General features: G+C 40.0%; 35 protein-coding genes and 1 pseudogene. All 36 read right to left on the bottom strand.

What is annotated here, in order from left to right; genetic code table 11:
- Window positions 1-9: 9 nt before the first annotated feature.
- The 36 genes and pseudogenes from rplM to MOK21_RS18335 all read right to left on the bottom strand — a co-directional run bounded on the left by rplM (window position 10) and on the right by MOK21_RS18335 (window position 20,801).
- Entirely contained in the window at window positions 10-447 is a 438-nt protein-coding gene (rplM, locus tag MOK21_RS18510) for a 50S ribosomal protein L13 (protein WP_004233742.1), read from the bottom strand.
- A gap of 488 nt (window positions 448-935) precedes the next feature.
- The gene (truA, locus tag MOK21_RS18505) at window positions 936-1,676 is read right to left on the bottom strand and encodes a tRNA pseudouridine(38-40) synthase TruA (protein WP_249075429.1); all 741 of its coding nucleotides are present in this window, start codon (window positions 1,674-1,676) and stop codon (window positions 936-938) included.
- Window positions 1,677-1,690: 14 nt separating this feature from the next.
- Complete coding sequence (locus tag MOK21_RS18500) at window positions 1,691-2,488, bottom strand: energy-coupling factor transporter transmembrane component T family protein (RefSeq protein ID WP_249075428.1); 798 nt, start codon at window positions 2,486-2,488, stop codon at window positions 1,691-1,693.
- Window positions 2,485-3,357, bottom strand: a complete 873-nt coding sequence (locus tag MOK21_RS18495) for an energy-coupling factor ABC transporter ATP-binding protein (RefSeq protein WP_249075427.1) — start codon at window positions 3,355-3,357, stop codon at window positions 2,485-2,487. Before MOK21_RS18495 ends, MOK21_RS18500 begins: the two co-directional genes overlap by 4 nt.
- A complete protein-coding gene (locus tag MOK21_RS18490; RefSeq protein WP_249075426.1) occupies window positions 3,333-4,178 on the bottom strand; it encodes an energy-coupling factor ABC transporter ATP-binding protein in 846 nt (281 codons plus the stop codon). The genes MOK21_RS18495 and MOK21_RS18490 overlap by 25 nt, the downstream gene beginning before the upstream one ends.
- Before the next feature lie 487 nt (window positions 4,179-4,665).
- Window positions 4,666-5,046 (bottom strand): 50S ribosomal protein L17, encoded by a 381-nt coding sequence (gene rplQ / locus MOK21_RS18485; protein ID WP_012296051.1) that lies wholly within the window; start codon window positions 5,044-5,046, stop codon window positions 4,666-4,668.
- A gap of 56 nt (window positions 5,047-5,102) precedes the next feature.
- Window positions 5,103-6,047, bottom strand: coding sequence for a DNA-directed RNA polymerase subunit alpha (locus MOK21_RS18480; protein WP_004233733.1), 945 nt, complete (start codon window positions 6,045-6,047; stop codon window positions 5,103-5,105).
- A gap of 139 nt (window positions 6,048-6,186) precedes the next feature.
- Complete coding sequence (rpsK, locus tag MOK21_RS18475) at window positions 6,187-6,576, bottom strand: 30S ribosomal protein S11 (RefSeq protein ID WP_036151912.1); 390 nt, start codon at window positions 6,574-6,576, stop codon at window positions 6,187-6,189.
- Between the two features lie 25 nt (window positions 6,577-6,601).
- Window positions 6,602-6,967, bottom strand: a complete 366-nt coding sequence (gene rpsM, locus MOK21_RS18470; RefSeq protein ID WP_049662875.1) for a 30S ribosomal protein S13 — start codon at window positions 6,965-6,967, stop codon at window positions 6,602-6,604.
- A gap of 24 nt (window positions 6,968-6,991) precedes the next feature.
- The gene (rpmJ, locus tag MOK21_RS18465; protein WP_000868344.1) at window positions 6,992-7,105 is read right to left on the bottom strand and encodes a 50S ribosomal protein L36; all 114 of its coding nucleotides are present in this window, start codon (window positions 7,103-7,105) and stop codon (window positions 6,992-6,994) included.
- 37 nt (window positions 7,106-7,142) lie between these two features.
- The gene (gene infA / locus MOK21_RS18460; protein WP_004233690.1) at window positions 7,143-7,361 is read right to left on the bottom strand and encodes a translation initiation factor IF-1; all 219 of its coding nucleotides are present in this window, start codon (window positions 7,359-7,361) and stop codon (window positions 7,143-7,145) included.
- 86 nt (window positions 7,362-7,447) lie between these two features.
- Window positions 7,448-7,525: pseudogene (locus MOK21_RS18455) on the bottom strand (type I methionyl aminopeptidase); the annotation flags it as partial.
- A gap of 248 nt (window positions 7,526-7,773) precedes the next feature.
- Entirely contained in the window at window positions 7,774-8,427 is a 654-nt protein-coding gene (locus tag MOK21_RS18450; protein ID WP_249075425.1) for an adenylate kinase, read from the bottom strand.
- A 70-nt stretch (window positions 8,428-8,497) separates the two neighbouring features.
- Complete coding sequence (gene secY / locus MOK21_RS18445; RefSeq protein ID WP_249075424.1) at window positions 8,498-9,793, bottom strand: preprotein translocase subunit SecY; 1,296 nt, start codon at window positions 9,791-9,793, stop codon at window positions 8,498-8,500.
- A complete protein-coding gene (gene rplO, locus MOK21_RS18440; protein ID WP_249075423.1) occupies window positions 9,793-10,233 on the bottom strand; it encodes a 50S ribosomal protein L15 in 441 nt (146 codons plus the stop codon). Before rplO ends, secY begins: the two co-directional genes overlap by 1 nt.
- Window positions 10,234-10,267: 34 nt before the next feature.
- Window positions 10,268-10,450 (bottom strand): 50S ribosomal protein L30, encoded by a 183-nt coding sequence (gene rpmD, locus MOK21_RS18435; RefSeq protein WP_054771429.1) that lies wholly within the window; start codon window positions 10,448-10,450, stop codon window positions 10,268-10,270.
- Between the two features lie 13 nt (window positions 10,451-10,463).
- Window positions 10,464-10,967: a 30S ribosomal protein S5 gene (rpsE, locus tag MOK21_RS18430; protein ID WP_249075422.1), complete on the bottom strand. Its 504-nt coding sequence runs from the start codon at window positions 10,965-10,967 to the stop codon at window positions 10,464-10,466.
- A gap of 21 nt (window positions 10,968-10,988) precedes the next feature.
- The gene (rplR, locus tag MOK21_RS18425) at window positions 10,989-11,348 is read right to left on the bottom strand and encodes a 50S ribosomal protein L18 (protein ID WP_100542761.1); all 360 of its coding nucleotides are present in this window, start codon (window positions 11,346-11,348) and stop codon (window positions 10,989-10,991) included.
- A gap of 32 nt (window positions 11,349-11,380) precedes the next feature.
- Window positions 11,381-11,920: a 50S ribosomal protein L6 gene (gene rplF, locus MOK21_RS18420; protein ID WP_249075421.1), complete on the bottom strand. Its 540-nt coding sequence runs from the start codon at window positions 11,918-11,920 to the stop codon at window positions 11,381-11,383.
- A gap of 30 nt (window positions 11,921-11,950) precedes the next feature.
- A complete protein-coding gene (gene rpsH / locus MOK21_RS18415) occupies window positions 11,951-12,349 on the bottom strand; it encodes a 30S ribosomal protein S8 (RefSeq protein WP_008181717.1) in 399 nt (132 codons plus the stop codon).
- 29 nt (window positions 12,350-12,378) lie between these two features.
- Window positions 12,379-12,564 carry a type Z 30S ribosomal protein S14 gene (locus MOK21_RS18410; protein WP_004233656.1) on the bottom strand — a complete coding sequence of 62 codons (186 nt, stop codon included), beginning with the start codon at window positions 12,562-12,564 and terminating at the stop codon, window positions 12,379-12,381.
- A gap of 21 nt (window positions 12,565-12,585) precedes the next feature.
- Window positions 12,586-13,125, bottom strand: a complete 540-nt coding sequence (rplE, locus tag MOK21_RS18405; protein ID WP_008181719.1) for a 50S ribosomal protein L5 — start codon at window positions 13,123-13,125, stop codon at window positions 12,586-12,588.
- 27 nt (window positions 13,126-13,152) lie between these two features.
- Entirely contained in the window at window positions 13,153-13,461 is a 309-nt protein-coding gene (gene rplX, locus MOK21_RS18400) for a 50S ribosomal protein L24 (protein WP_053482809.1), read from the bottom strand.
- Window positions 13,462-13,496: 35 nt separating this feature from the next.
- Window positions 13,497-13,865: a 50S ribosomal protein L14 gene (gene rplN / locus MOK21_RS18395; RefSeq protein ID WP_004233650.1), complete on the bottom strand. Its 369-nt coding sequence runs from the start codon at window positions 13,863-13,865 to the stop codon at window positions 13,497-13,499.
- Window positions 13,866-13,908: 43 nt separating this feature from the next.
- The gene (rpsQ, locus tag MOK21_RS18390; protein ID WP_053482810.1) at window positions 13,909-14,172 is read right to left on the bottom strand and encodes a 30S ribosomal protein S17; all 264 of its coding nucleotides are present in this window, start codon (window positions 14,170-14,172) and stop codon (window positions 13,909-13,911) included.
- An 18-nt stretch (window positions 14,173-14,190) separates the two neighbouring features.
- Window positions 14,191-14,391, bottom strand: a complete 201-nt coding sequence (rpmC, locus tag MOK21_RS18385) for a 50S ribosomal protein L29 (RefSeq protein ID WP_049662852.1) — start codon at window positions 14,389-14,391, stop codon at window positions 14,191-14,193.
- Window positions 14,381-14,815 (bottom strand): 50S ribosomal protein L16, encoded by a 435-nt coding sequence (gene rplP, locus MOK21_RS18380; RefSeq protein WP_054767906.1) that lies wholly within the window; start codon window positions 14,813-14,815, stop codon window positions 14,381-14,383. Before rplP ends, rpmC begins: the two co-directional genes overlap by 11 nt.
- A gap of 1 nt (window position 14,816) precedes the next feature.
- A complete protein-coding gene (gene rpsC, locus MOK21_RS18375) occupies window positions 14,817-15,470 on the bottom strand; it encodes a 30S ribosomal protein S3 (RefSeq protein WP_249075420.1) in 654 nt (217 codons plus the stop codon).
- Between the two features lie 3 nt (window positions 15,471-15,473).
- Window positions 15,474-15,818 carry a 50S ribosomal protein L22 gene (gene rplV, locus MOK21_RS18370; protein WP_004233639.1) on the bottom strand — a complete coding sequence of 115 codons (345 nt, stop codon included), beginning with the start codon at window positions 15,816-15,818 and terminating at the stop codon, window positions 15,474-15,476.
- A 22-nt stretch (window positions 15,819-15,840) separates the two neighbouring features.
- Window positions 15,841-16,119 (bottom strand): 30S ribosomal protein S19, encoded by a 279-nt coding sequence (rpsS, locus tag MOK21_RS18365; RefSeq protein WP_249075419.1) that lies wholly within the window; start codon window positions 16,117-16,119, stop codon window positions 15,841-15,843.
- A 60-nt stretch (window positions 16,120-16,179) separates the two neighbouring features.
- Window positions 16,180-17,010, bottom strand: a complete 831-nt coding sequence (gene rplB / locus MOK21_RS18360; RefSeq protein ID WP_036124661.1) for a 50S ribosomal protein L2 — start codon at window positions 17,008-17,010, stop codon at window positions 16,180-16,182.
- A gap of 47 nt (window positions 17,011-17,057) precedes the next feature.
- Window positions 17,058-17,342: a 50S ribosomal protein L23 gene (rplW, locus tag MOK21_RS18355; RefSeq protein ID WP_053482811.1), complete on the bottom strand. Its 285-nt coding sequence runs from the start codon at window positions 17,340-17,342 to the stop codon at window positions 17,058-17,060.
- The gene (gene rplD / locus MOK21_RS18350) at window positions 17,342-17,965 is read right to left on the bottom strand and encodes a 50S ribosomal protein L4 (protein ID WP_012296062.1); all 624 of its coding nucleotides are present in this window, start codon (window positions 17,963-17,965) and stop codon (window positions 17,342-17,344) included. Before rplD ends, rplW begins: the two co-directional genes overlap by 1 nt.
- 26 nt (window positions 17,966-17,991) lie before the next feature.
- A complete protein-coding gene (gene rplC / locus MOK21_RS18345) occupies window positions 17,992-18,621 on the bottom strand; it encodes a 50S ribosomal protein L3 (protein ID WP_249075418.1) in 630 nt (209 codons plus the stop codon).
- Window positions 18,622-18,666: 45 nt separating this feature from the next.
- Window positions 18,667-18,975 carry a 30S ribosomal protein S10 gene (gene rpsJ / locus MOK21_RS18340; protein WP_004233624.1) on the bottom strand — a complete coding sequence of 103 codons (309 nt, stop codon included), beginning with the start codon at window positions 18,973-18,975 and terminating at the stop codon, window positions 18,667-18,669.
- Between the two features lie 509 nt (window positions 18,976-19,484).
- Window positions 19,485-20,801, bottom strand: coding sequence for a Na+/H+ antiporter family protein (locus tag MOK21_RS18335; protein WP_249075417.1), 1,317 nt, complete (start codon window positions 20,799-20,801; stop codon window positions 19,485-19,487).
- Window positions 20,802-20,836: the final 35 nt, after the last annotated feature.

The raw sequence follows: 20,836 nt of genomic DNA, 5'->3' as shown, positions 1-20,836 counted from the left end.
TAATTTATATTATCCGCGAAGCTCGTATGCTTCTGGTTTTTGTGCAGCATGTGGATGCTCTGTTCCAGTGTAAACGTTAAGTTTAGTGAACATTTTGCGACCTAAAGAGTTTTTAGGAAGCATTCCTTTAACTGCTAATTCGATCATTCTTGTTGGGTACTTGTCTAGCATTTCACCAGCAGTACGAGTTTTTAAACCACCCGCAAATTGAGTATGGTGACGGTAAAGTTTACCCTCTAATTTGTTACCAGTTAAATGGATTTTGTCAGCGTTGATGATGATTACGTGATCACCTGTGTCAACGTTTGGTGTGAATGTTGGTTTATGTTTACCACGTAAGATAGCAGCTACTTCAGAAGCTAAACGTCCAAGAGTTTGGCCTTCTGCATCAACTACTAGCCATTTACGGTCTACTTCGTGACCTTTAGCCATGAATGTTGTACGCATGTATATATCCTCCTAATCGATTCGATTACCGTTATTTTTCATTAAACTACACTATAAGTTTTCGGGGCTTATTTGTGGTGGTAATGAAAATACCATCTGTTATCATATAATGAATGACTTTTAAAGTCAAGCAATTTCAATAAACACCTGGAGAAGTTGTTCAGATTCCTTGATTGGTTAAATTAGGGCTTCTTTTAGCCTTCATTTTTAAAAATATAATGATATTTCGTGTCAAGATTTCTATAGCATTCGCCAGTTAAAAAGGATCATCACCATAACGTGGGTTGATTTCCGTTCCGACTGGTCGCTTTGTTGCTGTCGCTTCGCTTTCGCACAGAGCAAAGCTTCCTGGGGGCGTCCGATGAGCCGCTTCGCTTCGCTGCAGGGTATCATCTGTGACGCTGATCCCCAAGGAGTCGCCCAGTCTCTACTCCAATCAACTTATATAAATTTTATACGTTTTAACAAATGTCACCTCAGATGACGGGTTAATAGAAGACTTTCTCAAGATATAGACCTTGCGGAGGTGCAGTTTTTCCCGCCTTATCACGATTCATAGATTGAACGACTAACTCCACGTTCTCTATGTCACGACGTCCTATACCCACTTCCCAGAGTGTGCCTGCGATAATACGAACCATATTGTATAAGAAGCCAGTTCCTTCAATCACCATATGTAGCTCCTCACCATGCCATTCGAATTGTAGGGTAGTCACTGTGCGGACCTTATCTTTGACACTTGTATTGGCTGCACAAAAACATGAAAAATCATGTGTACCAATTATAGCCTTTGCCGCCTCCTGCATTGCCTCAACATTTGGTTTCACACCATTAGTCTCAACAGTGTAATGTCTACTAAACGGACTCTGTACAGGCTCACATGACCATTTATATCTATACCGCTTTCCTGTTACACTGTAGCGCGCATGAAAATCATCTGCTACTTCTTCTATTGACATTACCCGAATATCTCTTGGCAGTTGAACATTTAATGCCTTCATATATTTATCTACGGGAATCGCAAGTGGTGAATCAAAATGCAATGTTTGACCGGTAGCATGTACTCTTGCATCTGTACGTCCACTAGCTGTCACCTTTACCTTTTCCCCTTTATGCATAATGGCTAGAACACGCTCAATCTCTGCTTGTACTGTGCGCTCTCCAGGCTGCACTTGATAGCCAGAAAATTGCGTTCCATCATAACTTATAATTGCTTTTAATCGTCGCATCAAGCTTACTCCTTTTAACTTCTATAGAAGAATAGTAAAACGGCCATTGCTACTAATAACACAAGTGAGAACGTATCACTCATATCCCACTTTAGCTTACGATATCTCGTACGCCCTTCGCCTCCACGGTAGCCTCTTACTTCCATAGCTGTTGCTAAATCCTCGGCTCGTTTAAAAGCACTTACAAAGAGAGGTACCAGTAATGGCACAACCGCTTTAATACGATCCTTTATTGGTCCAGAAGATAAGTCCGAACCTCGTGCCATTTGTGCTTTCATAATTTTATCTGTTTCATCCATTAACGTTGGAATAAAGCGCAATGAAATAGACATCATCAAGGCTAGTTCATGTACTGGCACTTTTATCGCCTTTAATGGATTTAGAAGTACTTCAATGCCATCCGTAATGGAAATCGGTGATGTTGTAAGAGTTAAAATAGATGTCATAAACACTAAAACTAGAAAACGTATCGAAATAAAGATCCCTTGTCGGATTCCTTCTTCATAAATAGTAATAAACTTCCACTCAAATACTACGGCCCCTTCTTTCGTCATAAATATATGAATTAAGAAGGTAAATGCCATTAAAAAAATGACTGGCTTTAGACCATTAATTAAAAAATATAGACGAATCTTCGAGATTAGCACAATGAGTAAAGTAAAAGCTAATAGCAAGGCATATGTTACTGTGTTGTTTGCTAAAAATACAATAATAATGAATGCAAACACAAATATAAGCTTGGATCGTGGATCGAGCTTATGAACTGGAGAATTCCCTGGAAGGAACCGACCAAATATCATTTTCTCCATCATGACTGACCACGCTCCTCTCTTAGGACCTGGGCAATTTCAGTTGCTAGCTCTTCTTCGGTTAGGCATATCTTTGAGAAGGATTTGTTTATCATTTTTTCGATTCTTTGTTGAAAGCGTACAATACGAGGTGGTTCTAAGCGGAAATTCTTTAATGTTTCTACATCTTTAAAAATTTCTTGTGGTGTGCCACTTAGTACATTTTTCCCTTCATGCATAATAACAATATTATCTGCATAACGAGCCGCGTCCTCCATACTATGCGTAACAAGAATCGTCGTTAGACCACGTTCCTTGTGTAGCTTATAAAACATATCCATTATCTCTTTCTGACCACGTGGATCAAGCCCTGCTGTTGGTTCATCTAAAACAATTACTTCAGGTTCCATCGCTAAAACGCCAGCAATGGCTACCCTGCGCATTTGACCACCCGATAAATCAAAAGGTGATTTTTCAAGTACATTCTCTGGTAAACCTACTAGGTCTATAAGTTCTTTTGCTCGTACTTCTGCTTCTTGTTCCGATACACCAAAGTTCATAGGACCAAACATAATATCCTTTAATACTGTTTCTTCAAACAGCTGATGCTCTGGGAATTGAAATACAATACCAACCTTTTGACGTACAGCCTTTAAATCCTTCGCCTTTTTTCCAGCTACAACAACTCGATCTCCAATATGTACTTCCCCAGATGTTGGTTTCAGAAGTGCATTAAAATGCTGAAGAATTGTCGATTTACCAGAACCAGTATGCCCAATAATTGCCTGATACGTGTGTGAAGGAATGTCAAAATCTACATCAAATAATGCCCGTTTTTCAAAAGGTGTACCCTGTGAATAGGCATAGCTTACTTGTTGAAGTTTGATGTCCATAAATCATTCACCAACTCTTCTTCTGTCATATGTTGCCCCATTAACGGAACACCTTCCTTTTGCAATAACTTTGATAACTTCATGGCAAATGGTAAGTCGAGTCCAAACTCAACTAGCTTGTCCCCAAATGCAAAAATTTCAGCAGGTGTACCCTCAGCAAATTTCTTTCCATCATTCATAAAGAGAACACGATCTGCAAGCATGGCTTCCTCTAAATCATGCGTAATAGATAATACCGTTAACCCTGTTTCAGCACGTAAAGTTTGAACGGTTTGTAATACCTCAGCTCGCCCCTGTGGATCTAGCATAGAAGTAGCCTCATCTAAAATAAGGAGCTTAGGTTTCATCGCAAGTGCACCTGCAATGGCAACACGCTGCTTTTGTCCACCTGATAAATGGTGTGGCTCATGATCTAAAAAATCGTTCATTTTAACTTGTTCGAGTGCTGCATGTACACGATCTACCATCTCTTCAAACGGCACTCCATTATTTTCAAGAGCAAAAGCAACATCATCCTGCACTGTGGCTCCAACAAACTGATTGTCTGGATTTTGAAAAACCATTCCTATCTGTGAACGGCTTTCCCAAAGGTTTTCTTCACTTAATGGTTCACGTAATATCCGTACATCGCCCTGTTGTGGGTACAGTAAACCATTCATAAGCTTTGCAATGGTGGATTTACCAGAACCGTTATGGCCAACAATGGCAATCCATTCTCCTTCTTGAACCGCAAAGCTTACATTTTCAACAGCATTGCGACCTTCCTTTTCTTCTGGTGTATATGAAAATGTCACATTATTTAATGATAAAATTTCTGGCATTTCAGTACTCCTCTCTACATGCTCAGCTCTACTAACTAACTTACACTTTTTTATGTATGAATTCTACTACAATCATTATGTCGATAAAAGAAAAGTGCTATAACACTTATCATTCTTTTGTTTTTTCTATAAAGGCTATCATATACGAATACACCAAATATTGGGGTGGAGATCCCGAACATCTGGTGATCGTCATTCTAAAATCAGACTATAAAAAAAAGCACCATAAAATTGGCGCTACCATACTTCCCTAAAAAATAAAAAAGCGCGCACCTCATTCGATAGAAATGCGCTAGTCGTTACATTTTCAAGAAACACGGGTGCTCAAGCCCTAGTTTCGTCTGAATGAGGTGCGGAGAGCTAAACGAGACGCCACACAACAGTGTCCGCTCATCATAACGCTCAGCTTAATTATTTGTCGTATAAATCGTTTATAAAGAAAGAGGGTGGTGATTCCACCCTCTTCACCACTTGTTTTCTCTTATGATTAAACTAATTCAATCACTACAACAGGTGCACCGTCACCACGACGAGGACCTACTTTAAGAATACGAGTGTAACCACCTTGACGCTCTGCATAACGTGGTGCAACATCATCAAATAACTTTTGAAGTGCAAATGAAGTTGTTTCGTTACCTTCAGCATCAGTAGTTGTTACTAGTTCACGACGGATGAATGCAGCAGCTTGACGGCGTGCATGTAAATCACCGCGTTTACCTAAAGTAATCATTTTTTCAACAGCTTTACGTACTTCTTTAGCGCGAGCCTCAGTAGTTTCGATACGCTCGTTGATGATTAAATCAGTAGCTAAGTCACGTAACATCGCTTTACGTTGAGAACTTGTACGACCAAGTTTTCTGTAACCCATGGATGTTTCCCTCCTTTATAAAAAATATCTGATCTTGTAAGTTTTGTTTAAATCGCTTAGTCTTCTTTGCGTAACCCTAAACCAAGCTCTTCTAACTTCGCTTTTACTTCTTCTAGTGACTTACGTCCAAGGTTACGAACTTTCATCATGTCGTCTTCTGACTTATTCGCAAGTTCTAGTACTGTGTTAATACCAGCGCGTTTTAAGCAGTTATAAGAACGAACAGAAAGATCAAGTTCTTCGATAGTCATCTCTAAAACTTTTTCTTTTTGATCTTCTTCTTTTTCGACCATGATTTCAGCTGTTTGTGCCTCATCTGTCATGCCAACGAAGATGTTTAGATGCTCGGTTAAAATTTTTGCTCCGAGCGAAATCGCCTCTTTCGGACCGATGCTACCATCTGTCCACACATCAAGTGAAAGTTTATCGTAGTCAGAAGACTGACCTACACGAGTATTTTCCACTTGGAAATTGACGCGTGATACTGGAGTGTAAATAGAGTCGATCGGGATCACGCCGATAGGAAGATCCTCACGTTTGTTTTGATCAGCAGGAGTGTAACCACGGCCGCGTTGTGCGTACATACGCATACGTAAATGACCGTTTTTAGCGATTGTTGCAATATATAGATCCGGGTTTAAAATTTCTACATCACTGTCATGTGTAATGTCAGCAGCTGTAACTGTACCATCGCCTTTTACATCAATCTCAATAACTTTTTCTTCGTCAGAGTAGATTTTAAGAGCTAGTTTTTTCACGTTCAAAATAATTGAAGCTACATCCTCTACAACGCCTTCTACAGTTGAGAATTCGTGAAGAACACCGTCAATTTGAATTGAAGTGACAGCAGCTCCTGGTAATGAAGACAGAAGGATACGACGTAAAGAATTACCCAAAGTGTTTCCATATCCGCGTTCAAGCGGTTCTACAACAAACTTTCCATATTTGGAATCTTCGCTGATCTCCACCGTTTCAATCTTTGGTTTTTCAATTTCGATCATTTTATTTACCCTCCTTCAAAACATCGAATGTATAGGTTCTTTCCATCATAGATTCGATCGTCATTGACGTATCGTTTATTATCTGCACAAGACAGTCTGTACAAAAAATGATGTTCTCATACAATATGAGACGCACCCATTACACGCGACGACGTTTTGGCGGACGGCAACCATTATGAGGAACTGGAGTAACGTCTTTAATAGCAGTTACTTCTAAACCAGCAGCTTGAAGTGCACGAATTGCAGCTTCACGACCTGCACCAGGACCTTTAACAGTTACTTCCAACGTTTTCAGACCATGTTCAAGGGATGCTTTAGCAGCAGTTTCTGCAGCCATTTGAGCAGCGAATGGTGTAGATTTACGTGAACCACGGAAACCAAGAGCACCAGCACTTGACCAAGATACAGCGTTACCTTGCATATCTGTAATCGTTACGATTGTATTGTTGAATGTAGAACGAATGTGTGCAATACCAGATTCGATATTCTTTTTCACACGACGTTTACGAGTTTGTTGTTTACGAGCCATGTTAAGAAGGAACCTCCTTTACTGATTATTTTTTCTTGTTCGCTACTGTTTTACGAGGACCTTTACGCGTACGCGCATTGTTCTTCGTATTTTGACCACGAACAGGTAAACCACGACGGTGACGGATACCACGGAATGAACCGATTTCCATCAGACGTTTAATATTTAATGAAGTTTCGCGACGTAAGTCACCTTCAAGTTTGTATGAGTCTAATTGTTCACGGATTTTGTTTAACTCATCTTCAGTTAAGTCGCGTACGCGTGTATCTTCTGAAATACCTGCGTCAGCTAATACTTTCTGAGCTGTAGTTTTACCAATACCGTAAATGTAAGTTAATGAAATTACCACGCGTTTGTCGCGAGGAATGTCAACACCAGCAATACGTGCCATGTACGTTGTGCACCTCCTTTAGAATTAACCTTGTTTTTGTTTGTGTTTAGGATTTTCACAAATTACCATTACTTTACCGCGTCGGCGAATTACTTTACATTTTTCGCAGATCGGTTTTACAGATGGTCTCACTTTCATCTAACCTAACCTCCTTAGTAGTCCGGAGCGCAAAAGATTATTTAAAACGGTATGTGATACGACCGCGAGTTAAATCATAAGGAGATAACTCGATAGTAACCTTATCTCCAGGTAGAATACGGATAAAGTGCATACGAATCTTACCAGAAACGTGTGCTAGAATCACATGTCCATTTTCTAATTCTACCTTAAACATCGCGTTTGGCAAAGTCTCAACAACTGTCCCTTCGACTTCAATTACATCATCTTTCGCCATCTACTCTGTCTCCTCTCTATATGCAAATTAAAGTTCTCATCGTTACATCAAACGGATATCTGCTGCAACTATAGAAGCAACCTCGTTTCAACATATGTTTGGATTGTATGAGAGATGTTTGAAAGACGCTCGTCTGGTTTCGCTTCACACAATCCACGGAATATACAGAACCATTAAGGGTGCTGAACCTCCCATGTTTACACGAATACCGGAATGTCTTTGATGAGATATTCATACCCGTTACACAGATGCTTCCACGAAACCCATTATACTCTTTCAAAAGTAATGTTGCACTTTTTAAAAGAAATATATACCGGGCACAATATGCTTTTGCAACTCTCAAAAAATTATGTTTCGTTGTTGCTCCCGCATGCCTCCCGCGGAAGCAGTATTCTGCGCCCGGAGCCGGGTATCAGCTGCGGCTGCCCTGTAATAGAGCATCAAGATCAGCAAACACTTTGTTAATATCTTGCTGTCCATCTATATTAGTTAACACACCTTTTACTTCATAGTAGTCAAGTAAAGGTTGTGCTTGTTTCATATTTACTTCCAGACGGTTTGCAACCGTTTCAGGATTATCATCCGCACGTGTATAAAGCTCGCCACCATCTTTATCACATTTTCCTTCCTCAGCTGGAGGATTGAAAACAAGATGATAAGATGTACCACAAGTTTTACAAATACGACGACCTGACAGACGAGCAACTAACTCATCTTTTTCAACTTGGATGTTAATCGTATGTTCAATAGCTTTACCAAGGTCAGCAAGAATGTTGTCCAAAGCTTCAGCTTGAGGAACAGTACGTGGGAATCCATCTAATAAGAAGCCCTTTTCACAATCATGTTTAGCAAGTCGTTCACGAACAATACCAATCGTTACTTCATCCGGTACTAGAGCACCTTGATCCATAAACGATTTAGCTTGCAAGCCTAGTTCTGTACCATCTTTAATAGCAGCACGGAACATATCGCCTGTAGAAATATGAGGAATCGCGTACTTCTCAACGATTTTATCTGCCTGAGTACCTTTACCAGCACCTGGCAGACCCATTAAAACGATATTCATACGGAAATATTCCTCCCACAAAAGGTTTGCTGATTTCAGGAAACGGTGAAACGTTCCCTAAAAACCAACATTATTTCATAAAGCCTTTGTAGTGACGTTTAACAAGTTGAGATTCTAGCTGTTTCATCGTTTCGAGCGCAACGCCGACTACGATAATTATACTAGTACCACCGATCTGCACTGTGGCAGGTAGATTCATAAAGTTTATGAATATAACCGGCATTACTGAAATAACAGTTAAGAAAATCGCACCGACAAATGTCAGACGATATAACACGCTTGTTAAATACGTTTGCGTACTTTCACCAGGACGAATACCTGGAATGTAAGCACCTTGCTTTTTCAAGTTATCTGCCACATTTTCCGGATTCACTTGTACGAATGCATAGAAATATGTGAACGCGATGATCAATGCAACGTAAAGAATCATCCCAACAGGTTTTGTATAATCAAACGTGTTTTGAATGAATGAAGCTACGTTACCTTCACCAAAGAACGGAACTAACGTACGTGGTGTCATCAGGAACGCTGATGCAAAGATTACCGGAATAACCCCCGCAGCATTTACTTTTAACGGTAAGTGCGTTTGTTGAGCACCAGTTTGTTGGTTGCGCCCAGTAACTCGTTTTGCATATTGAATTGGAATTTTACGTAGTGCTTGTTGCACGTAGATAACTCCAACAACAACTGCAAGCAAAATTAAAATAAGTAAACCAAGAATCACTAGATTGATAAATAATTTATCCCCAGCACCCTCGATTTGCTGTGCATAGATTTGGTTAATGCCATTCGGTAATGCCGCAACGATACCTGCGAAAATTACAACTGAAATACCATTACCAACACCATGCGCAGTAATTTGTTCAGCAAGCCATACTAGGAATGCTGTACCCGCTGTTAATACAATAGAAATTGTAACGTATGTTAAAATTCCTTCTTCTTTAATCAATGATCCGCCATACATTTTGTTAAAACCAAATGAAAGTGCGAATGATTGGATTAAGGCAAGAATAATTGTAAAGTAACGAGTAAATTGAGCAAGTTTTCGTCTTCCGACTTCACCTTGCTTTGCCCATTCAGCAAATTTCGGTACTACGTCCATTTGCAATAACTGAACAATAATTGAAGCAGTGATGTAAGGCATAATTCCCATCGCAAAGATAGAGAAGTTTTTCAAAGCACCACCGCCAAAAGTATTCAGGAAACCAACGAGATTGAACTCATCAGTTGCCTTTAATACATTAGCGTCAACGTTTGGTACTGGTACAAACGTACCAATACGGAAAACGATTAACATTAAAAGAGTGAAAATGATTTTATTTCGTATATCTCGAACACGCATAAAGTTAGAGATCGTCTGAAACATTAAATCACCTCAGTAGTTCCGCCGGCATTCTCGATTGCTTCTTTAGCTGAAGCAGAGAATTTATGAGCTTTTACTGTAAGCTTTTTGTTAAGAGTTCCGTTTCCAAGAACTTTAATTCCAGCTTTTTCATTGCTCACAAGACCAGTTTCAAGTAATAATGCAGCAGTTACCTCTGCACCGTCTTCGAAACGGTTTAAAGTGTCAAGGTTAACGATAGCGTATTCTTTACGGTTAATGTTCGTAAAGCCACGTTTTGGTAAACGACGGAATAATGGGTTTTGACCGCCTTCAAAGCCTGGGCGTACACCGCCACCAGAACGAGCGTTTTGACCTTTATGACCTTTACCTGCTGTTTTACCGTTACCAGAACCGATACCACGACCAACGCGGTTGCGTTGTTTACGAGAACCTTCTGCTGGTTTTAACTCATGCAGTTTCATAGTGGGTGGCACCTCCTTGTTCAATAATTGGAAATTAAATTTCTTTTACAGTAACTAAGTGAGCTACTTTATCAAGCATACCGCGAGTAGCTGCATTATCAGCTTTCTCAACAGTTTGGTGTAATTTGCGTAAACCTAGAGCTTCGATTGTTTTACGTTGCGCTGGTTTAGTACCAATCACAGATTTTGTAAGGGTGATTTCTAATTTGTTAGCCATTATCTTTCCCCCCTTATCCTAATAATTCTTCCACTGATTTACCACGTAATTTAGCTACGTCCTCTACGCGTTTTAATTCAGTTAAACCTTGAATAGTTGCACGCACCATATTGATTGGTGTGTTAGTTCCAAGAGATTTTGAAAGAATATCAGTAATACCAGCAAGTTCTAGTACTGCACGTACTGGACCACCAGCGATAACCCCTGTACCAGGAGCAGCAGGTTTAATTAGAATTTCTCCTGCACCAAAGCGACCTTGCACTAAGTGTGGAGTTGTTCCACCTACGCGTGGCACTTCGATTAAGTTTTTCTTCGCATCTTCAACAGCTTTGCGGATAGCATCTGGCACCTCTTGAGCTTTACCAGTACCGAATCCAACGTGACCGTTTTTATCGCCAACAACAACTAATGCTGTGAAGCGGAAGCGACGTCCACCTTTAACAACTTTAGCAACACGGTTAATAGTAACTACGCGTTCTTCAAGTTCTCCAAGTTTGTTTGCGTCAATTCGACTCATGAAATGTGTCCCTCCTTTTTATTAAAATTGTAAACCGTTCTCACGTGCTGCTTCAGCTAAAGCTTTTACACGTCCATGATATAAGTAACCACCACGGTCAAATACTACAGCAGTAATATTTTTTTCCGTAGCGCGTTTTGCGATTGTTTCACCGACTTTAGTTGCAGCATCAACATTGCTACCAGCGCCTTCAAAACCATTTTCTTGAGAAGATGCGCTAACAATTGTTACGCCTGCTACGTCATCGATAAGTTGAGCGTAGATGTTCTTGTTTGAACGGAATACGTTTAAGCGTGGACGCTCAGCAGTACCTGTAATTTTAGAACGTACGCGTGCATGACGTTTTTTACGAACCTGATTTTTATCTTGTTTCGTAATCACAAGGGTCACTCCTTTCTAATGCTTAGGAAGCATTATTTACCTGTTTTACCTTCTTTACGACGAACATATTCGCCTTCATAACGGATACCTTTACCTTTGTAAGGCTCTGGTGGACGCACGTCACGGATGTTAGATGCAAGAGCACCAACACGTTCTTTGCTGATACCTTTAACGATGATCTTAGTGTTAGAAGGAACTTCTACTTCTAAACCATCTTCAGGTGTGAACTCAACTGGATGTGAGTAACCTACGTTAAGAACAAGTTTTTTACCTTGTAATTGCGCACGGTAACCGACACCGATTAGTTCTAATGATTTTTCGAAACCTACAGAAACACCAGTAACCATGTTCGCTAATAGCGCACGAGTAGTACCGTGGTTTGTGCGGTGTTCTTTTGAGTCAGAAGGACGTGATACTGAGATTACGTTACCTTCTTGCTCAATTTTCATATCTTGGTGGAAAGAACGAACAAGTTCGCCTTTAGGACCTTTAACAGTAACTGTGTTGTCAGCTGCAACAGTAACAGTTACGTTAGCTGGTACCTCGATAATTTTTTTACCTACACGAGACATTTAGTTGCACCTCCATTCATTTATTGCTAATTACCAAACGTATGCTAGAACTTCGCCGCCAACTTGTTTAGCGCGAGCTTCTTTATCTGTTAATAGACCTTGTGAAGTTGACACTAAAGCGATACCAAGACCGTTCAGTACTTTAGGCACTTCATTTGTTTTAGCATATACTCGTAGACCAGGTTTAGAAATACGTTTTAAACCAGTGATAACGCGCTCGTTATCTTTACCGTATTTTAAGAAGATACGGATGATACCTTGTTTGTTATCTTCCACGTATTCTACGTCACGTACGAAACCTTCACGCTTTAAAATTTCAGCGATTTCTTTTTTCACGTTGGAAGCTGGTACTTCTAACTTTTCGTGACGAACCATGTTCGCATTACGAATGCGAGTAAGCATATCTGCAATCGGATCAGTCATTGTCATTACATTTACCTCCTTCCCAAATTAGGGGATTACCAGCTGGCTTTTTTCACGCCAGGAATTTGTCCCTTATATGCAAGTTCTCGGAAACAAATACGGCAAAGTTTAAATTTACGATATACAGAGTGTGGACGGCCACAGCGTTCACAACGTGTATATTCTTGCACTTTAAACTTTTGCTTACGTTGTTGTTTAACGATCATAGATTTTTTAGCCACGTTTTCGCCCTCCTTGTTTAATTACTTTTGGAACGGCATACCGAATTGTGTCAATAACTCGCGAGCTTCTTCATCAGAATTCGCTGTCGTTACGATCACGATGTCCATACCGCGTACTTTTGAAACTTTATCGTAATCGATTTCTGGGAAAATTAATTGCTCTTTAACACCTAAAGTGTAGTTACCGCGACCATCGAATGCTTTTTTAGAAACACCACGGAAGTCACGTACACGAGGTAGTGAAATTGAGATTAATTTATCCAAGAATTCATACATACGCTCACCGCGTAATGTAACTTTAGCACCGATAGGCATACCTTCACGTAGACGGAAACCTGCAATCGATTTTTTCGCTTTAGTTACTACTGGTTTTTGACCAGTGATAATTGTTAGTTCTTCTACAGCTGCATCTAATGCTTTTGAGTTTTGAACTGCGTCACCAACACCCATGTTGATAACGATTTTGTCAACTTTCGGCAATTGCATAACTGATTTATATCCAAACTTGCTCATAAGAGCAGGTGAAACTTCATTTAAATATTTTTCTTTTAGGCGGCTCATTTGTGTACCTCCCTTCTTTTATAAAAATTAGTCGATTACTGCACCTGATTTTTTTGCAACACGAACTTTTTTACCGTTTTCGATTTTATAACCTACACGAGTCGGCTCGCCAGATTTAGGATCGATTAGCATTACGTTCGAAACGTGAATTGCAGCCTCTTGGCTTACAATACCACCTTGTGGATTCAATTGGTTAGGTTTTACGTGTTTTTTCACGATGTTCACACCTTCAACAAGAACGCGATCTTGTTTAGGGTAAGCAGCAAGGATTACGCCTTCTTTGCCTTTGTCCTTACCAGTGATAACCTTAACCTTGTCACCTTTTTTTACATGCATGCTGTCGCACCTCCTTGATTGGCACTGTCATGAAATTAAAGAACTTCTGGAGCTAGAGAAACGATTTTCATGAAGTTGCTGTCACGTAATTCACGTGCAACAGGTCCGAAAATACGAGTTCCGCGTGGTGATTTATCATCACGAATAATTACACAAGCATTTTCATCAAATTTGATGTACGTACCATCTTTACGACGTACGCCTGATTTAGTACGAACGATAACAGCCTTAACAACGTCACCCTTCTTAACAACGCCACCTGGTGTTGCTTTCTTAACTGTACAAACAACGATATCACCGATGTTAGCAGTTTTACGGCCAGAGCCACCAAGGACTTTAATTGTAAGAACTTCACGTGCACCTGAGTTGTCAGCAACTTTCATACGACTTTCTTGTTGGATCACTTAGGTTACCTCCCTTCGGAAATTGGTTGTTCCGAAATAGTTATTAAATAATAACCGCTTTTTCTACAACTTCAACTAGACGGAAACGTTTAGTAGCTGATAGCGGGCGAGTTTCCATGATACGTACGATATCACCGATTTTCGCTGTGTTTAACTCATCATGAGCCTTAAACTTTTTAGAGTACTTTACACGTTTACCATAAAGCTTGTGCTTTTTGTGAGTTTCAACTAGAACAGAAATTGTTTTATCCATTTTATCTGAAACAACGCGGCCCGTGTAAACTTTGCGTTGATTACGCTCAGTCATACTTGAAAACCTCCTTTATCAGTTATTTGCACTGATTTCTCTTTCACGAATAACAGTTTTCATACGCGCGATTGCTTTACGCACTTCACGAATACGAGCTGTGTTTTCTAATTGACCAGTCGCCAATTGGAAGCGAAGGTTGAAAAGCTCTTCTTTCAGTGATTTCACTTTTAATTCTAATTCAGAAGTGGCAAGGTCACGGATTTCATTAGCTTTCATTAGATTCACCACCAGTTTCTTGACGTTTTACGATCTTACATTTAACAGGAAGCTTATGTGATGCTAAACGAAGTGCTTCACGTGCAACCTCTTCAGATACACCAGCGATTTCGAACATAACTTTTCCTGGTTTTACTACTGCAACCCAACCTTCAGGAGAACCTTTACCAGAACCCATGCGGACTTCTAGAGGTTTTTTAGTGTAAGGTTTGTGTGGGAAGATTTTAATCCAAACTTTACCGCCACGTTTCATGTAACGAGTCATCGCGATACGTGCAGATTCGATTTGACGGTTAGTAATCCAGCTAGCTGTTTGAGCTTGTAGGCCCCATTCGCCGAAAGATACTTCTTTACCGCCTTTCGCTTCGCCACGCATGTTTCCGCGGTGTTCACGACGGTATTTTACGCGTTTAGGCAATAACATATTATTTGCCTCCTTCCACAGATTTCTTCGTAGGAAGAACTTCACCACGGTAGATCCATACTTTAACGCCTAATTTACCGTAAGTAGTGTCAGCTTCTGCGTGTGCATAGTCGATGTCAGCACGTAGAGTATGAAGTGGAACAGTTCCTTCACTATAGTGTTCAGCACGCGCGATATCAGCGCCACCTAAACGACCAGATACTTGTGTTTTAATTCCTTTTGCACCAGCACGAATTGTGCGTTGGATCGCTTGCTTTTGCGCACGACGGAATGATACACGGTTTTCTAATTGACGAGCGATGTTTTCAGCTACTAGACGAGCGTCAAGATCAGCACGTTTGATTTCGATAATGTTGATGTGTACACGTTTACCAGTTAAATCGCTAAGGTATTTACGAAGGTTTTCAACTTCAGAACCACCTTTACCGATTACCATACCTGGTTTCGCAGTGTGAATTGTAATGTTTACACGGTTTGCAGCGCGTTCGATTTCTACTTTAGAAACAGAAGCGTCTTTAAGAGCCGTTTCAATATATTTACGCACTTTGATGTCTTCGTGAAGTAGAGTTGCATAGTCTTTTTCAGCGTACCATTTTGACTCCCAGTCACGAATAACACCAACGCGTAGTCCTATTGGATGTACTTTTTGACCCACGGATTAACCCTCCTTCTTCTCAGATACCACTAGAGTAATGTGGCTTGTGCGTTTGTTAATTGCGCTTGCACGTCCTTGTGCACGTGGACGGAAACGTTTTAATGTTGGACCTTCATCAACGAAAACTTCAGAAACTACTAAAGAGTTGATGTCAAGATCGTAGTTGTGTTCAGCGTTAGCAACTGCAGATTTTAATACTTTTTCAACGACTGGAGACGCCGCTTTTGGAGTATGACGTAAAATTGCAACTGCCTCACCAACTTGCTTGCCTCGGATTAAGTCTACAACTAGACGTACTTTACGAGGAGCAATGCGAACAGTACGAGCGATAGCTTTAGCTTGTGTCATTAGGATTTACCTCCTCTCAAAATTAGCGTCTTGTTTTCTTGTCGTCTGCACCGTGACCTTTGTAAGCACGTGTCGGTGCGAACTCACCAAGTTTATGGCCTACCATATCTTCTGTTACGTATACAGGAACGTGTTTACGTCCATCATAAACAGCAATCGTTAAACCAATAAAGTTAGGAAAGATTGTAGAACGGCGTGACCAAGTTTTGATAACTTGTTTTTTCTCAGAAGCCTCTTGTGCTTCCACTTTTTTCATTAAGTGACCATCAACAAAAGGTCCTTTTTTCAAGCTGCGACCCATGTAGGAACCTCCCTCCGTGATTCCACCACGGCTCTCACATAGAACCGTAGTTTAACCACATTATTTTTTACGACTACGGATGATGAATTTATCCGATTTGTTTTTCTTCTTGCGAGTTTTGTAACCAAGTGCTGGTTTACCCCAAGGAGTCATTGGTGATTTACGTCCGATTGGAGAACGTCCTTCACCACCGCCGTGTGGGTGATCGTTAGGGTTCATTACAGAACCACGAACTTCTGGGCGTTTACCTAACCAACGGCTACGACCTGCTTTACCGATGTGTACTAGTTCGTGTTGTTCGTTACCAACTTGACCGATTGTAGCGCGGCAAGTAGCTAACACTAAACGAACTTCACCAGATTGTAGACGAACGATTACGTATTTGTCTTCACGACCAAGTACTTGCGCAGAAGTACCAGCAGAACGTACTAATTGTCCACCTTTACCAGGTTTTAACTCGATGTTATGGATTGTTGTACCCATTGGAATGTTTGCTAATGGTAATGCGTTACCTACTTTAATATCAGCATCTGGACCAGATACGATTGTTTGACCAACCTCTAGACCTTTAGGTGCTAAGATGTAAGCTTTTGCTCCATCAGCGTAGTTGATTAATGCGATATTCGCAGAACGGTTTGGATCATATTCAATAGTAGCAACTTTAGCCGGAATGCCATCTTTTACACGTTTGAAATCGATAACACGGTATTGCTTCTTATGTCCACCGCCATGATGACGAACAGTGATTTTACCTTGGTTGTTACGACCAGCTTTGCGTTTAGTTGGTTCAAGCAATGATTTCTCAGGCTTGTTAGTTGTAATTTCCGCAAAGTCTAAAGACGTCATATTACGACGACCATTAGAGGTAGGTTTATACTTTTTAATCGCCATTGTGTTTCCCTCCTTCTTGAGTGTTCAAATCATAAATCCTTAAAGGATTACATTTCGAATAATTCGATTTCTTTGCTATCAGCAGTTAATTTAACAATCGCTTTACGACGTTTGTTAGTGTAACCACCGTAACGGCCAACGCGTTTGAATTTACCTTTGTAGTTAAGAACGTTTACTTTCTCAACTGTTACACCAAAGATTTCTTCTACAGCGTCTTTTACTTGAGTTTTGTTAGCGCGAGTGTCTACTTCGAAAGTATACTTTTTCTCTGCCATAAGTTCTGAAGAACGCTCAGTAATGACCGGACGTTTTAAAATATCACGTGCTTCCATTATCCAAGCACCTCCTCAACTTTTTCTACTGCAGATTTTGTGAATACAACTTTTTCATGACCTAAAAGATCAAGAACGTTGATTCCATTTGCAGTTAAAACTGTTACACCAGGGATGTTACGAGCAGATAATGCTACGTTTTCATCTAGGTCAGCAGTTACGAATAAAGATTTTTTCTCTAAAGAAAGATCTTTAAGAATTTTTGTGAATTCTTTTGTTTTTGGTGCTGCTAATGTAAGAGCATCAAGAACTAAGAAGTTTTGTTCTACAACTTTAGCTGATAAAGCTGATTTAAGAGCTAAGCGACGAACTTTTTTAGGTAATTTGTAAGAGTAGCTACGTGGAGTTGGACCGAATACGATACCACCACCGCGCCATTGTGGAGAACGGATAGAACCTTGACGAGCACGACCAGTTCCTTTTTGACGCCATGGTTTACGACCACCACCAGCAACTTCAGAACGGTTTTTAACCTTGTGATTACCTTGACGAAGAGAAGCACGTTGAGCTACTACAGCGTCGAATAATACTGCTTCATTTGGCTCGATTCCAAAAATCGCATCGTTTAATTCGATTTCACCAACTGAAGCACCTGTTTGACTAAGTACAGATACTTTTGTCATTCCTGTTTCCTCCTTTCCTTAGGTGATTACTTAGCTTTAATTGCAGTTTTAACTGTAACTAGAGCTTTTTTAGAACCAGGAACATTACCTTTAACAAGTAGCAAGTTACGTTCCGCATCAACTTTCACGATTTCTAAGTTTTGGATTGTAACTACTGTGCCACCCATTTGACCAGGTAATTTCTTTTGTTTGAATACGCGGTTCGGAGCAACTGGACCCATTGAACCAGGACGACGGTGGTAACGAGAACCGTGGGCCATAGGACCACGAGATTGACCATGGCGTTTAATTACACCTTGGAAACCTTTACCTTTAGTAACACCTGTTACATCAATTACATCGCCTTCTGCGAAAATTTCTACTTTGACTTCTTGACCAACTTCGTATTCTTCCGTATTCACGTTGCGGAATTCACGAATGAAGCGCTTAGGAGCAGTGTTCGCTTTTGCTACGTGACCTTGTTCTGGTTTGTTAGAAAGCTTAACACGCTTGTCTTCGAAACCAACTTGGATAGCTTCGTAGCCGTCTGTTTCAACAGATTTCTTTTGAAGTACTACGTTTGGAGTAGCTTCGATAACTGTTACCGGGATTAAATCGCCGTTTTCAGCGAAAACTTGTGTCATACCAATTTTTCTACCTAAGATTCCTTTAGCCATTTGTCACACCTCCTGTAAGTTTTAAAAAAGTTATATTTTTTACCATTAAAGTTTGATTTCGATATCAACGCCAGATGGTAAATCAAGTTTCATTAACGCATCAACAGTTTGTGGTGTTGGGTTAACGATATCGATCAGACGTTTATGCGTACGCATTTCGAATTGTTCACGAGAATCTTTGTACTTGTGAACAGCACGAAGAATTGTGTACACAGACTTCTCAGTTGGAAGTGGAATCGGACCTGATACACTTGCACCTGAACGTTTTGCAGTTTCCACAATTTTCTCAGCAGACTGATCTAAAATACGGTGATCATACGCTTTTAAACGAATACGAATCTTTTGTTTTGCCATTATTTTCCCTCCTTCTCGCCTATTTTCTAGACATTCTCCACGAAAATTCTCCCACACACCGCCATGGCAAAGCGGCCGGGTGTGTCGGCAACCTCTCGTTTCATCGCAGTCAAAGACCAACATTCAACATTATATACAATAAAAAAAGAATAAGCAAGTCTTTTCGCTAAATTCTTTTAAATGTTGCAGATATTCTTTAGTACTACTATTTTCACTAATATTTCTCGCTTTTCTAAGCCGTTTATTAGTATATAAAATTCCTTTGCATATTGCAACACTTAAGGCTGTTATATCAACGTTTTTTAATATTTCTAACAATTAACTAACCACAAAAACGAGTACTGTTGAACTCACTTCAGGAATGAAATGAAAATTACCTTCTTATTTTCTATCAATTTATTGAGATGGGAGACTTCTGTTTGCTGTCGCTTCGCATTCGTTACATATTAAAGAAGCAATTTAATAAAAAAAGCAGCCTCTTTTATAAAGAAGCCGCCCATTCTATCAATTTATAAGAAAAACACACATGCAACCCAGCCAAATATAATAAGTGGGATGTTAATGAACGTAAACGTTGGCACACAGGTATCCCAAATGTGATTATGCTGTCCATCTACATTTAAACCAGCTGTTGGTCCAAGAGTAGAATCTGAAGCAGGAGAGCCTGCATCTCCTAAAGCACCAGCTGTGCCTATTAGACATAAAATCGCCAACGGACTCATTCCTAACCCTTGTCCAAGAGGAACAAATAAAGTTGCTATAATAGGAACGGTTGCAAATGATGAACCGATTCCCATCGTCACAATTAAACCAATAACCAACATAATAAATATAGCAAGACTCTTATTCCCTTGAAGAATGTTTATAGAGCTATTAATTAAGCTATCTACATGACCTGTTGCGTTAATCACAGATGCAAAACCATTTGCAGCGATCATAACAAAACCGATAAAGGCCATCATCTTCATTCCCTCAGAAAGAATCTCATCTGCTTCCTTCCATTTAAGTGCACCAGTGAAATACATAATCATAATGCCCGCAAAAGCACCTACAATCATTGAATCAGTATAAATTTGGGCACATAGAGAGACAATTAAAGCCACAGTCGTAGAAAAAATAACGAACTTACTAACATTAACGTTTAAAGAAGCTGTCTCCACATCATTATTTTGATATTGTCGAGGCTTACGGTAAACGAAAAAGGCTACACATAGCCCAATTAACATCCCCAGAATAGGTATAGCCATCGCTACTGGCACATCACGTGAAGATGCCTCCATACCAGCCTCAGATACTTGAGTAGAAACGATATCTTGGAAAATAGCTCCGAAGCCAGCAGGAACGAAACTATATGTCCCTATTAAACCAACAGCAATTAACGTTGCAATAATCCGGCGGTCAACCTCAAGCAAATTTAAAACCTTTAAGATTGGCGGTATCAATAATGGAATAAAGGCAATATGAATCGGAATTAAATTTTGTGAGAAAATAGACATCATAAAGATTAATAAGAAGATGAGCACCTTTACTAAACCTTTTCGATTACTTGTACCGTTTTTATTTAATATCTTTAAAATCCCTGCAATCATTAATTCAGGAATTCCCGTTTTTGAGATGGCAATAGCGAAACCACCAAGCAATCCATAACTTAAAGCAATCGTTGCGCCGGCTCCTAGGCCTTCTGTAAATGACTTTACAGTTGCTTCAATACCCATACCACTTGTTAGACCTCCTGCAAAGGCCCCCAACACAAGGGAAAGAACAACATTGATACGGAGCAAGCTTAATATTAGCATGATAGCCACTGCCACAATTACTGCGTTCATTTCAACACTTCACTTTCATACACTAGATTACTAAT

The organism is Lysinibacillus sp. BPa_S21 (assembly GCF_023337795.1).
GTDB lineage: Bacteria > Bacillota > Bacilli > Bacillales_A > Planococcaceae > Lysinibacillus.
Note: the sequence above shows the minus strand (reverse complement) of the source record. Positions and strands in the feature narration are given on the sequence as shown.